The sequence below is a fragment of the Micromonospora sp. NPDC048898 genome (genome assembly GCF_043198035.1).
GTDB lineage: Bacteria > Actinomycetota > Actinomycetes > Mycobacteriales > Micromonosporaceae > Micromonospora.
Window position 1 is genome coordinate 189,920 of record NZ_JBICUF010000006.1, and the last position, 11,814, is coordinate 201,733.

Sequence of the window (11,814 nt, forward strand, 5' to 3'; positions counted from 1 at the left end):
GTCATGTTCGAGGTCTCCTTCACCCATCACCTGATGGGCAACCACCCGAGGCGCGCCGGGCGCGCCGTACTGACCGGAATGGTTCGTGGGAAGTACTCCCCTCGCACGACAAGGTTAGGCCCTGCCGAATCGCCATGCCAAGCGGGACATCGATGGTTGCCCTGGTAAACCGCTGTGTGTGCCCCGGTCAGGCGCGGCGCAGCGTCGCCCCCGGGGCCATCGCCTGCTCCACCAGGCCCCGATAGTCACGCGGCAGTTGCGTGGCCACGTCGTCGAACTCACCACCGGTGATCGCCTCGCGCAACGTGGTGAAGACCGCCCGCGTGGCATCCCGGGCGGCCGGCTCCGGCACGCGTGCGCGCAACGCCACCCGGGCGACGAACTCGGCCGCACCGAACCGGTCCGCCTGCTCGGTGCTCGGGCTCGGCCTGAGCACGAGCTGCAACGGTTGGGGCAGCTGGGCCGCGAGGTCCAGAACCTCACCGCCGGTCAGCCGCTCGGCGAACGTCTCCAACACGGCCCGGGTCAGCTCGACCGCCCGCTCGGACGACGTCGCGGTGCGCTGGGAAACCTGGTCGATGAAGGTGTCGTAGTTCATCGCGTACTCCCTTGAGGCTCGCGTCGGCGCCTGCGGGTACCCGCGGCGGCCGAGGGGAAACGGCGCCGGCATTTCTCCCCGGGGTGGGCGTGACCGTCCGGCGGGCGGGTAACCGCCGCCGGTCGTGACCACATCGATGCCCGAGGGAGCCCACGCCATGGCGAGCTACGCCGACGTCCTGCAGTACCTGTCGAGCCTGGACTACCCGGCCGGGAAGAGCGACGTGGTCCGCGAGGCCGAACGAGAGGGTGCCCCGCCGGACGTGCTGAAGGCGTTGCGGGCCCTGCCACCGGTGGACTACGCCAACGGCACCGAGGTGGCCCGGTCGGCCGGCATCGAGGCCGCGCCCGAGGTGGGCCCCGCCCAGCGGGCCGAGCAGGCCCGGGACAAGACGCACAACCGGGTCTCGCAGCACCTACGCGGCATCTGACCCGGCGGTGGCGGCCACGGCTGCGGCACACGGAGTTCACCGTTGACCCGGCCGCCCTCGCGCCCGCCCTCCCGGCCGCCCGACATGCGCTTCCCGGCCGCCGTGCAGCTCGCCGTGGTGGCGGTGGTCGGTGTCATCGCCGGTTGCCTCTTCGCGCTGCTGCTGCCGCTGCCGCTCGCCGCGCTCGCCGGCTGGGACGTGGGCGCACTGAGCTGGCTCACGCTGGTCTGGCGCAAGCTCTGGCCGATGGACGCCGAGCGGACCGCCCGGCTGGCCGTACACGAGGACCCGAACCGGGCGATCCGGGACGCGCTGCTGCTCGTCGCCTGCCTGGCCAGCCTGCTCGCCGTGGGACTGGTGGTGGCCAGCGCCCAGAGCGCGCCACCCGGCCTCGGCCGGGAAGCACACGGCGGCCTGGGCGTGCTCAGCGTGGTGCTCTCCTGGTTCGTGGTGCACACCGTGTTCGCCGCCCGGTACGCCCGGATCTACTACACGGGCCCGGACGGCGGGGTGAACTTCAACCAACCCGACCCGCCGTGCTACTCCGACTTCGCGTACGTCGCGTTCACGATCGGGACGACGTTCCAGATCTCCGACACCAACCTGACAAGCAACGAGATGCGCCGCACGGTGCTGCGGCACTCGATGGTGTCGTACCTGTTCGGCGCCTTCATCATCGCCGTGACCGTGAACCTGCTGGCCGGTCTGGCCCGCTGAACGAATGCGGGACGGCACAGGGAGGAAGGGCCGGGACAGGCGGGCGCCCCTGGTCACGAACCGCGACCCAGGGCGCCACGCAAGCCTGCCCAGGCGGTGAACCACGTCCGAACCGGTCGCGGTCACCAGGCGGTGGATGCCCGCTCGAACCGAGCGGCCAGCACTGCCGGGTCCAACCATACGACAGAACATCCCCCGTTTGGTCAGAATTTGACGAAGTGTGGGGCAGGGCACGTCATGGCCGACCCGTCACCTCCGCGTACCGGTGCTCCAGGTCGACCCGGGCCAGCGCCCCCACCAGCCAGGCCAGCTGCTCCGACTCGCCACTGGCCAGGCCCGCCAGGTCGTCCGCCGACCGACCCAGCCCGAGCCGGCGGGCGGCGGCCAACGCCCGGCGATCGGCCACCGGGGCCACCTCCCGCCACAACGCCTGCACCTCCCGGAGAAACAGCTCCACGACCTGCCCGTCCACACCCGGAAGCTCGGCGAGCAGCGCCCGCTCCCGGACCGGATCGTGCCGCGCCACCGCCCGCAGACGCCGCAGGTCGCCCCGGTACCTCTCGACCACCGTGCGCGCCAGGTCGCCCAACACGTCGGCCAACGCGTCCACGTCGCCACGCTGACCGCTGGCACGCAGCACCCGCACCCGGTCCTCGTGCAGCGAACGCGCCAACCGGGCGGCGCTGTCCCATCCCTCGTCGCGCACCGCCCGCGCCCCGTCCAACGCCCGGCGGAAGTCACCCCGGCGGGCCAGCAACACCGCCAGGTAGAGCACCTGGAACAGGCTCGCCGGATTGTTGGTCACCCGGAAGCCGTACTGCTCAGCGAAGCCCCGCCCACTACCGGCGAGCCGGCGTGCCAGGCGCTTCCGGTCCGCCACGGGCGTCATCAGAGTGGTCGCCATCCCGACGCCTACCCACACCACCAACCCCCACACCCAGTCCCCACCCCGGGGCTGTTGGGGCGCGGTCTGGTGGGGTGCCGGGCTTGGGTGGGTTTAAGGCGTGTTTCATAAGTCGGGTCAGAGCCATTCGCAGATGATGGTGATGGTCAGGATGGCCTGGAACCGGACGGCTAACTTGTCGTAGCGGGTGGCCACGCCGCGGTGGCGCTTGAGTCTGTTGATGCCGTTCTCGACGGCGTGTCGCATCCGGTAGAGGTCTCGGTCGAACTTCGGCGGGCGTCCGCCGCGGCTGCCTTTGGCTTTGCGGTGGGCGTCCTGGTCTTTCTTGCTCGGGATGCACGCCTTGATTCCACGCTTGCGCAGGTAGGCGCGATTACCGCGGCTGGTGTAGGCCTAATGAGCATGCAAGGGCTGGTCTTGCCCGGCTCGTTCGGAGATCTCGCGTTGTAGCCCGCGCGGTGAGCGCTTCGACAAGACCGATCCGACACGGCGGGTCCTGGCAAGACCGGCCCTTGTGCAGTGGTAGTCACTTGCTTGAGCCGCTCGCGTGGGCCACCTCTGGACAGGCCTGGATCATCGAATCCTTCGACAACGGTGGAGGGCCACGCGGGCGTCCACGGTCACTTCAACGCTGGTGGGATGGTGGACCGAGAGTCCTTTCATTAGGTCGCGGCGTGATCGTGGCAGGCCCGCCCGAATCTCAGATATCGCCTACGAGGGGGTTGATGCCTATGACTGTTTACTGCGGAATTGACTGGGCCGAGGAACACCACGACGTCGCGATCGTCGACGACAGCGGCGGGTTGGTCGCACGGCTGAGAATCGGTGATGACGCGGCCGGTTACCGGCAGCTGATCGACCTGCTCGCCGACGCCGGTGACAACCCGCAACAGCCGATCCCCGTGGCGATCGAGACCTCCCGGGGTTTGCTGGTGGCTTGCCTGCGGGCGACCGGTCGGCAGATCTACGCGATCAACCCGGTCGCGGTCGCTCGTTACCGAGACCGATATACCGTCTCACGCACCAAGTCCGACCATGTCGACGCGGTGGTCCTGGCCAACATTCTGCGCACCGACATGGCCGTGCACCGGCCGCTGCCCAACGACTCCGAACTGGTCCAGGCGATCGCAGTTCTCGCCCGTGCGCAACAAGACGCCGTATGGGATCGAACCCAAGCCCACAACAAACTGCGCTCACTGCTGCGCGAGTACTACCCGACGTTCCTGCTGGCCTTCCGCGACGCCCGCGGCGGGATCACCCGCCCCGAAGCCCGCGCCGTACTCGCCACAGCGCCCACCCCCACCCAGGCAGCGACACTGACCCCCGACGACCTCGCCGACGCCCTACGACGAGCCGGCCGGCAACGAGGCGTCACAGCCGAAGCTGACCGACTGCACCAGGCCCTGACCACCGCAACCCTGCACCAGCCACCCCTGGTCGAGCAGGCCATGGGACGACAAGCCCTGGCCCTACTGCGCGCCTTGGACACCGCCTGCCTCAACGCCGAAGACCTGGCCACGGCCGCAGAACAGTCTTTTGATCAACACCCGGACGCCGAGATCATCACCAGCTTCGCAGGCCTCGGTCGACTCGTCGGCGCCCGGGCACTCGCCGAGATCGGAGATGACCGATCCCGCTTCGCTGATACACGAGCACTGAAATCGTATGCCGGTTCCGCCCCGATCACCCGCTCCTCCGGCAAGAGCCTGATCGTCATGCACCGACGAGTGAAAAATCAGCGCCTCGCCCACGCCAGCCATCTCTGGGCCTTCTCCGCCCTCACCGCCTCCCCCGGCGCCCACGCTCATTACCAACGCCGACGAACCGCCGGCGACGGCCACACCGCCGCCCTGCGCCACCTGTCCAACCGGCTCCTTGGCTGCCTTCACCACTGCCTGCAAACCCGACAGCTCTACCAGGAGACAACCGCCTTCACCCCACCCCAACCACAACAGCTACCCACCGCAGCTTGACACCAAATTGCGTGGGATGTCTTGTCGGCCAGGACCAGGTCGGGGCAGGTGCGGGGCCGGCCTACTCCGAGACGGGTCACCTTGATACGGCGCAGGACCGGGATGAACTGCGGGCTGTCACCACGATGCCCGGCGGTCACGACCATCGATAGGACCTTCTGTCCCTGCTCACAGGCCAGATGCGTCTTGGTGGTCAGACCGCCGCGAGATCGTCCGAGGCCGTGATCGGCGGGTTCGTCGTGCACGCCGCCGGGTGGCTCTTTCTGCAAGTGGCCGTCTCTGCGGGCGCCGGCGGCGTGTTGGTGGGCGCGGCTGGTCATCGAGTCCACGCTGACCGTCCAGGTGATCCGGCCTTGCGCATCGCCGGTGGCCTGTGACGCGGCCAGGATCTTGTCCCAGGTTCCATCGCGCTGCCAACGACGAAACAGGCCGTAGAGCGTCTGCCATGGTCCGTACTCGGCCGGGACGTCACGCCACGGCGACCCGATCCGGATCCGCCACCTGATCCCGTCGATGAGCTGCCGTTTCTCCCACTTCGGCGGACGACCCTTCACCGACACGGCAGGCAGCAGCGCGGCGAGCCGCTGCCACTGAGCGTCGGTCAGGTCGTGCCGCCTCGTCACCGCTAAGGTGGCCACGAGGTCTCCGGTATGAAGTTCTTGCTTGGTCGCAGAACCAGATACCGGAGACCTCTTCAGTTGTCGATCACCGCCACGCCGCGACCTTCACCGGCCACCACGACTTCTAAAACACGCCTTAGCCGTGCAGGGTGCCTGTGCGGTCGCGGGCCTTGAGTCGGGTGGTGGGTAGGGCGGGGGCTGGCAGCGGCGGCGCCGAATCGTCGGCGACCACACCGAAGCGTCCGTCCCCCGCCATCCAGTCCTCCCGGGCGGCGGCGATCTCCTCGTGCGAGCGGCCGACGAAGTTCCACCACATCACCAGCGGCTCCTCGAACGGCGTACCGCCCAGCAGCAGCAACCGCGCCCCGGCCCCGCCCCGCACGGTCAGCTCGTGGCGGCCCGAACCCAGGTAGAGCAGCGCCCCCGGCTCGAACCCGACCCCGGCGGCCTCGGCGGAACCAGACATCGCGAGCACGGCGTACTCGAAATCGGGCCGCAGCGCCAGCGTCGTCGGCGCCTCGCCGCGCAGCTCGACCTGCACGCCGACCAGCGGGGTGTGCACCACCGCCGGTGACCGCTGCCCGGCGAGTTCGCCGACCAACAGGGTGAGATCCAGATCGCCGTCGCGCCAACGCGGCAGGTCGGCGTGGTGCGCGAAGTCGGCGGCCCCGGCCCGCGCCGGGTCCGGCAGCGCCACCCAGAGCTGCACGCCGTGCATCACCGGCGGATGGACGGCCGGTGACCGCTCGGAGTGGGCGATGCCGTTCCCCGAGGTCATCACGTTCAGTTGACCGGGCCGGATCGGCTGGACGTTGCCGATGCTGTCACGGTGCAGGATCTCACCGTCGAGCAGCCAGGTCACCGTCTGCAGGCCGGTGTGCGGGTGCGGCGGCACCTCCATGCCGGGGCGCTGCGCCACGTCGTCGGGGCCAAAATGGTCCACGAAACACCAGGCGCCGACCATCCGGCGGGCCCGCTGCGGCAGCAACCTCCGCACGGTGGTGTACCGACCCAACGGCACGTCGTGGCCGGGCAACAGCACACTGCCGGGATCCACGTCGGCCACGCCAGGTGGGCGGGTCTGCGCCAGCATTGATTCGGTACGCTCCACCGCCCGACTGTACGCGCACGCCCACCCGCCGCCGCAGCGCTTCCTGGTCAGGGGGCTTACCGAGAGCCGGACCGCGTTCGTGCCCGTGACCTGATGGCCCCGGATCACCCTGTCGCGAGAACGGACACTGTCCCAGATCTCCGAGCGACCGCGAACCGGGCCGGGCAGTCACCTCCCCGGCATGCCGGCAGTCCGTGTCGCGCACCCCACGATTCATGTGCGGACGCCGACCAGCCGGGAAACGCCGGTGGCCGGCACCCGAGTTACGGGGTGCCGGCCACCGGTCGGTGTCCTGCGGTGGTGCTGGCTGCGGTCCTGCGGTAGCGCTGTCGTGTGGTGGGTCAGCTGTTCCAGTACTGGCCGACGAGGTCGGTGGCCTGCTGCTCCCACTGGGCGTAGGCGTCGGGGTAGGCGGAGACCTGGACGGTCTGCGCGGCCTCGGTCAGCGGCATGTCCTGCCAGCCGTCGACCTGCTTGAGGCCCTTGAGGAACGCGGTGGTGGAGTAGGCGGGGTCGGTGATCTGCTCCGGGGTGCCCCAACCGCTGGACGGGCGCTGCTGGAACAGGCCCAGCGAGTCGTGGTCGTTGGCGTCGCCCAGGTGACCCAGGTTCTCCAGCTTCGACTCCTGCAGGCTCGTCGCGATGGAGATGACCGCGGCGCGCTCGGGCAGGCCGGCCTTCTTCGTGGCGGCGATGATCGCCTTGACGTTGGCGGTCTGCTCGTCGTTGAGGGTGATCCGGGACTGCTCACCCTGCGGCTTCGGGGCGGTGCTCTGCACAGCCGCCGCGACGGGCTTGGCGTCGACCGGGTTGGCGTGCGCGGCGATCGGACCGGCGAACACACCACCGGCGAACGCGAGACCAGCAACGGACAGGACACTCTTACGCATGATCGTGTTCATGGGGGTAGCTCCTTCAGGGGTAGAACACCCGCTGCGGCACCGATCGGGGGAACGGTCACGGCGGGTGTGAGCACCTCGTCCGGCGCTGCACAAACAGAGAGGGAAAAGTCTGGAGGGGTTGGCGCCTGCGGGCGGGGATCGCTGCGGGCGTCGGGGGTCGGCGGCCTGCGAGCGGGGGCTCGTGGCGCCGGGGTCCAGGTGTAACGACCGGGGGGCCGGGGTCATTCCGGGTTGGCCCACCTGCCGGCACCCTCGTCGGGGCGGTGCGGTCGTTCGTCGGGACTGCAACGACCGGCGGGCCGGGGTCATTCCGGGGTTGGCCCATCGCGCGGCACCCTCGTCGGGGCGGTGCCTGCGGTCGTTCCCGGGGACTGTAACGACCGGGCCCGGGTCGGCATTCCGACCTGCGGGACCCGCATCCCAACCCCTTGCGGGTCGGGCGGGCGGCAGGTGGTGCTGCGATCGTCAGGGTGTGTAACGACCCCGGCCCGGCCACGATTCCGGCCCACGGATGCGACAGGTCACACACCAAAAACCCCAAAGCGAACAAGCGCACCGGGCCCGCCCGTCGATCATGAGGCTGGCCGGCCCAGCAGAGATCAAGTCTCCCGTCAACCTCATGATCGACGAGGGTGACGCGATGATCGACTCGGCTTTCTGAAAAACGGGGCGTCGCACCGAGTTGGAACCCGCGACTTCCTGAAAGTCGAGTGGATCAACCACGGCGGGGCGCGGACGCGCGACCGGACGGGCGCGCGGGGCGCATCGGCACGTTCGCCGGAAGAAGCCGGAGCGATTTTCAGCCGGTGAGGCGGGAGCGCACCTTGGCAGCGCAGGCGTCCAGGACGGTCTGCGCGTCCAGTCCCAGGCTCTCGATGGCCACCAACGCCGTGAACGCGACATCGGCCAGCTCCGCCGCAACGTCCTCGCGGGTGTGCGTGACGCCTTTGCGAGGATTCTGCCCGAGCACCCCGATCCAGGCGGCCGACGCCTCCCCCGCTTCCTCGGTCACCTTGAGGATGCGGCAGGTCAGTTCGGTCTGCCCGGTGCCGTTCGCCCCGTCCAACCAGTTGCGCGACGCCCGGGCCGCCTCCCAGATCAACTCGTCCACGCCGACCAGTCAACCCGACCGGCCCGCCGGCTCGGGCCACCGGGTGCACCCGTCGAGCGGCAAGGAACGCGACAACCCGCCACCAGGGGCCAGGGGGTGGCGGTGGAGCACGGACGGGACGCGGAGAGCCGTACGCCGGGGCGTACGTGCAGGGTCTGATCGGCCGGACAGTCAGGCTTGACCAGCCGGTCAGCGTAGCCATTGACACCTGTCGACGGCCGCCCTAGGTTCAGGACGCTACCGGCCGGTAGGCAGCCGTCCCGCCTGGTCGCCCCCGGGGCGACCTCCGCGATGGGGAGCATCGATGCTGTCCGCACCCGTTCGTACCCTCCGCCGCCTGCTCGCCGCCGCCGCGCCGCTGATCCTGGCGGTCGGGCTGGCTGGTGCCGCACCGGCAGGCGCCACCGATCGGGACCCGGGTGGTGACCAGCCATTGCCCGGGTACACCATCGAGATCCCGCCGTTGGCCCCGCTGGTCGTGGGCGGCAAACCGACGACGGTACGCCAGGGCGTGCACCGCCATGCCGGGTACCTGATCGAGGTCCCCGCCCGGTGGAACGGCAACCTGGTGCTGTGGGCGCACGGCTACCGCGGCCAGGGCACGGTGCTCTCGCCGGAGCCGCCGGCCTTCGGGTTACGCGAGCGTCTCCTGGAGCAGGGGTACGCCTGGGCGTCGTCCTCGTACGACCGCAACGGCTTCGACATCCGCTCCGGAGTGCTGGGCACCAGGGACCTCGCCGACCACTTCGGCCGGACCGTTCGCCGGCCACAGCACACCTACCTGGCGGGGGTGTCGATGGGCGGGTACGTCATCGGTCGCTCGCTGGAGCAGTTCCCCGGCTACTACGATGGCGCGCTGCCGATGTGCGGGGTGCTCGGTGACCAGGTGCTGCTGGACTTCTACCTGGACTACAACCTGGTCGCACAGGCGCTCGCCGAGGTGCCGGCCCATCCCACGCCGGCCGACTACCTGACCAACGCGGTGCCCCGCATCCAGGTGGCGCTGGGCCTGGCGGGGCTGACTCCCACCGGGCCGGACACCACCACCGAACGAGGCAAGCAACTGCGGGCGATCACGGTGAACCGTTCGGGCGGGCCTCGTCCCGGTGCGGATGCCGCGTTCGCCGTGTGGAAGGACTTCCTCTTCTCGATCAGCGTGCCCACCGGGAGCGGCAACTCGCCCGCCCAGCGGCCCGTTCAGCTCTCCACCAACCTGCTCACCCGCTACACCCCGAACAGCCCGGTCAACGTCAATGCCGCCGTACGGCGGGTCGCACCGGAGAACGTCGTGCAGCGGCTCCTGCCGACGCTGACCGAGGTGCCGCGCATCGCCGGGCGGCCCAGTGCGCCGGTGCTCAGCCTGCACGGCCTCGGTGACCTGTACGTGCCGTTCAGCATGGAGCAGGCGTACGCCGCCGACGTGGCACGGCACGGTCGCGGCGGGCTGGTGGTCCAGCGGGCCATCCGGGCCACGCAGCACTGCGAGTTCACCCCGGCCGAGGCCGGTGCCGCGTGGGACGACCTGGTGTCCTGGGTACGCACCGGCAAGCGCCCGGCCGGTGACACCGTGACGGATCCGGCGGTGGTGGCCCGACCCGACTACGGGTGCCGGTTCAGCGACCGGGACGCGTACGCCGCCGGGGTCGGCACCCGCCGCCTCTACGCCGCCTGCTGAGCGGCGGGGTAACGGGAACCTCCGTCGACGGGTCGGCGAACACTCGTCGACGGGGCAGCGCACGAGCCAGCATCGACGGTAGACACATAGACCATGACGAACACCCTTGACCGTCGTACTCTCCTGCGGGTGGCCGGAGCCTCGGCTGGCACCGCCGTGCTGGCCGGCGTCACCCTCGCCGGTGGCGCGCCGGCCCACGCGGCCGACGGCGCCTTTCAGCACGGCGTCGCCTCCGGTGACCCACTGCCGGACGGCGTCCTGCTCTGGACCCGGTTGACCCCGACCGCCGAGGCGCAGCCCGGCTCCGGGCTCGGCCCCGAGGTGGGCGTGACCTGGCAGGTCGCCGCCGACCCGAACTTCACCACGGTGGTGGCCGCGGGGACGCAACGCACCGGACCGGCATCGGACCACACGGTGAAGGTGGCGGTGGGCGGCCTGGCACCGGCCACCACCTACTGGTATCGCTTCGGCCACACCGGCGGCTGGTCGCCGGCTGGCCGGACCATGACGGCACCACCGGTGGACGCGGAGATCGACCGGCTGCGCCTCGGCGTGGTGTCCTGTGCGAACTGGGAAGCCGGGTTCTTCGCGGCGTACCGGCATCTGGCCGAGCGAGGCGACCTCAACCTGGTGGTGCACCTGGGCGACTACCTCTACGAGTACGGCAGCGGGGAGTTCGACGCGGGCGGCACGGTGGTCCGGCCGGTGCGACCCGCGCACGAGGTACTCACCCTTGCCGACTACCGGATCCGGCACGCGCTCTACAAGACCGACCCGGACCTGCAGGCGTTGCACGCCGCAGTGCCGTGGGTGATCACCTGGGACGACCACGAGGTGGCTAACGACCAGTGGTCCGGCGGCGCGGAGAACCATACGCCGGGCACCGAGGGGTCGTTCGCCGATCGGCTCGCCGCGGCGCGGCAGGCGTACCTGGAATGGATGCCGGTGCGTGTCGGGGTGGACGGCGCGATCTACCGCCGGCTGCGTTTCGGCCGCCTCGCCGAGTTGTCCATGTTGGACCTTCGCACGTACCGCTCACAGCAGGCGTCCGGGACCGCGGTCGACGACCCGGGACGCACCATCACCGGCGACACGCAGATGTCCTGGCTCAAGGCCGGGCTGGCCACGTCGAGCGCGCGGTGGAAGCTGGTCGGCAACCCGGTGATGATCGCGCGGGTGGACGTCGGGGCTCTGCCCGCCTGGCTACTCGGCCCGCTGGGTGCCCTGCTCGGCATCCCGCAGAACGGCGCGGTGCTCAACACCGACCAGTGGGACGGGTACAACGCCGACCGCAACGAGCTGGTCGACTACGTGCGCGCCACCGGCACCCGTGACGTCGTGTTTCTCACCGGGGACATCCACACCTCGTGGGCCAACGAGGTGACCACCCGATCCACCGGGCCGAACAACCCGGCCGCTGCCGAGTTCGTGGTGCCATCGGTGACCAGCGACAACGTCAACGACTTCCTCGGCCTACCCGCCGGCAACGCGCTCAGCGCGCTGGGTGCCGGCCTGCTGCGTTCGACGAATCCGCACGTTCGCTGGACGGAACTGGACGGGCACGGCTACGGCGTACTGGAGGTGACCCGCGAGCGGTGCCGGATGGACTGGTATCACCTGGCCGACCGCACCCGCGCGGCCAGCACCAGCCGGTGGGTCGCCGGCTGGTCGGTGGGCGCCGGCTCGGCGAAGCTGCGTAAGGAAGGCGCGCCGCTGGCCTGAGACCGACACCGGCCGGCCCTCTGCACGGGGGCCGGCCGGTGTGTGTCGCGG

The 11,814-nt window shown here is 70.3% G+C and carries 10 protein-coding genes and 2 pseudogenes; 5 read left to right on the plus strand and 7 right to left on the minus strand.

Annotation, left to right across the window (positions count from 1 at the left end):
- Positions 1-187: 187 nt before the first annotated feature.
- Positions 188-598 (minus strand): DUF2267 domain-containing protein, encoded by a 411-nt coding sequence (locus ACGFIQ_RS18630; protein ID WP_393245051.1) that lies wholly within the window; start codon positions 596-598, stop codon positions 188-190.
- 157 nt (positions 599-755) lie between these two features.
- Here ACGFIQ_RS18630 and ACGFIQ_RS18635 point away from each other — a divergent pair, with 157 nt between their 5' ends.
- Positions 756-1,028, plus strand: coding sequence for a DUF2795 domain-containing protein (locus tag ACGFIQ_RS18635; RefSeq protein ID WP_393245053.1), 273 nt, complete (start codon positions 756-758; stop codon positions 1,026-1,028).
- Between the two features lie 42 nt (positions 1,029-1,070).
- Positions 1,071-1,745, plus strand: coding sequence for a DUF1345 domain-containing protein (locus ACGFIQ_RS18640; RefSeq protein WP_393245055.1), 675 nt, complete (start codon positions 1,071-1,073; stop codon positions 1,743-1,745).
- A gap of 235 nt (positions 1,746-1,980) precedes the next feature.
- On the opposite strand, the gene ACGFIQ_RS18645 is transcribed toward ACGFIQ_RS18640, so the two are convergent.
- Positions 1,981-2,649, minus strand: a complete 669-nt coding sequence (locus tag ACGFIQ_RS18645) for a hypothetical protein (RefSeq protein ID WP_393245057.1) — start codon at positions 2,647-2,649, stop codon at positions 1,981-1,983.
- 117 nt (positions 2,650-2,766) lie between these two features.
- Positions 2,767-3,042 (minus strand): annotated as a pseudogene (locus ACGFIQ_RS18650) (transposase); the annotation flags it as partial.
- Between the two features lie 338 nt (positions 3,043-3,380).
- Here ACGFIQ_RS18650 and ACGFIQ_RS18655 point away from each other — a divergent pair.
- Positions 3,381-4,622: an IS110 family transposase gene (locus ACGFIQ_RS18655; protein WP_393245059.1), complete on the plus strand. Its 1,242-nt coding sequence runs from the start codon at positions 3,381-3,383 to the stop codon at positions 4,620-4,622.
- A gap of 20 nt (positions 4,623-4,642) precedes the next feature.
- Here ACGFIQ_RS18655 and ACGFIQ_RS18660 read toward each other — a convergent pair.
- The 4 genes and pseudogenes from ACGFIQ_RS18660 to ACGFIQ_RS18675 all read right to left on the minus strand — a co-directional run.
- Positions 4,643-5,260, minus strand: a pseudogene (locus tag ACGFIQ_RS18660) (IS5 family transposase); the annotation flags it as partial.
- Positions 5,261-5,378: 118 nt separating this feature from the next.
- Positions 5,379-6,353: a pirin family protein gene (locus tag ACGFIQ_RS18665; protein ID WP_393245061.1), complete on the minus strand. Its 975-nt coding sequence runs from the start codon at positions 6,351-6,353 to the stop codon at positions 5,379-5,381.
- Positions 6,354-6,694: 341 nt separating this feature from the next.
- Positions 6,695-7,255 carry a hypothetical protein gene (locus ACGFIQ_RS18670; RefSeq protein ID WP_393245063.1) on the minus strand — a complete coding sequence of 187 codons (561 nt, stop codon included), beginning with the start codon at positions 7,253-7,255 and terminating at the stop codon, positions 6,695-6,697.
- A gap of 799 nt (positions 7,256-8,054) precedes the next feature.
- Entirely contained in the window at positions 8,055-8,366 is a 312-nt protein-coding gene (locus tag ACGFIQ_RS18675) for a MazG-like family protein (RefSeq protein ID WP_393245065.1), read from the minus strand.
- Positions 8,367-8,670: 304 nt separating this feature from the next.
- Between ACGFIQ_RS18675 and ACGFIQ_RS18680 the strand changes: the two genes are divergently transcribed.
- Entirely contained in the window at positions 8,671-10,041 is a 1,371-nt protein-coding gene (locus tag ACGFIQ_RS18680; RefSeq protein WP_393245067.1) for a hypothetical protein, read from the plus strand.
- 93 nt (positions 10,042-10,134) lie between these two features.
- On the plus strand, positions 10,135-11,763 hold the full coding sequence (locus ACGFIQ_RS18685; protein WP_393245069.1) for an alkaline phosphatase D family protein: 1,629 nt from the start codon (positions 10,135-10,137) through the stop codon (positions 11,761-11,763).
- The last annotated feature ends 51 nt before the right edge of the window (positions 11,764-11,814 follow it).

What these genes read in the sequence shown, in the direction of transcription:
- ACGFIQ_RS18680 (WP_393245067.1), top strand. Translation starts at nt 8,671, where the DNA reads ATGCTGTCCGCACCCGTTCGTACCCTCCGCCGCCTGCTCGCCGCCGCC.
- ACGFIQ_RS18685 (WP_393245069.1), top strand. Translation starts at nt 10,135, where the DNA reads ATGACGAACACCCTTGACCGTCGTACTCTCCTGCGGGTGGCCGGAGCC.
- ACGFIQ_RS18635 (WP_393245053.1), top strand. Translation starts at nt 756, where the DNA reads ATGGCGAGCTACGCCGACGTCCTGCAGTACCTGTCGAGCCTGGACTAC.
- ACGFIQ_RS18630 (WP_393245051.1), bottom strand. Translation starts at nt 598, where the DNA reads ATGAACTACGACACCTTCATCGACCAGGTTTCCCAGCGCACCGCGACG.
- ACGFIQ_RS18645 (WP_393245057.1), bottom strand. Translation starts at nt 2,649, where the DNA reads ATGGCGACCACTCTGATGACGCCCGTGGCGGACCGGAAGCGCCTGGCA.
- ACGFIQ_RS18670 (WP_393245063.1), bottom strand. Translation starts at nt 7,255, where the DNA reads ATGAACACGATCATGCGTAAGAGTGTCCTGTCCGTTGCTGGTCTCGCG.
- ACGFIQ_RS18655 (WP_393245059.1), top strand. Translation starts at nt 3,381, where the DNA reads ATGACTGTTTACTGCGGAATTGACTGGGCCGAGGAACACCACGACGTC.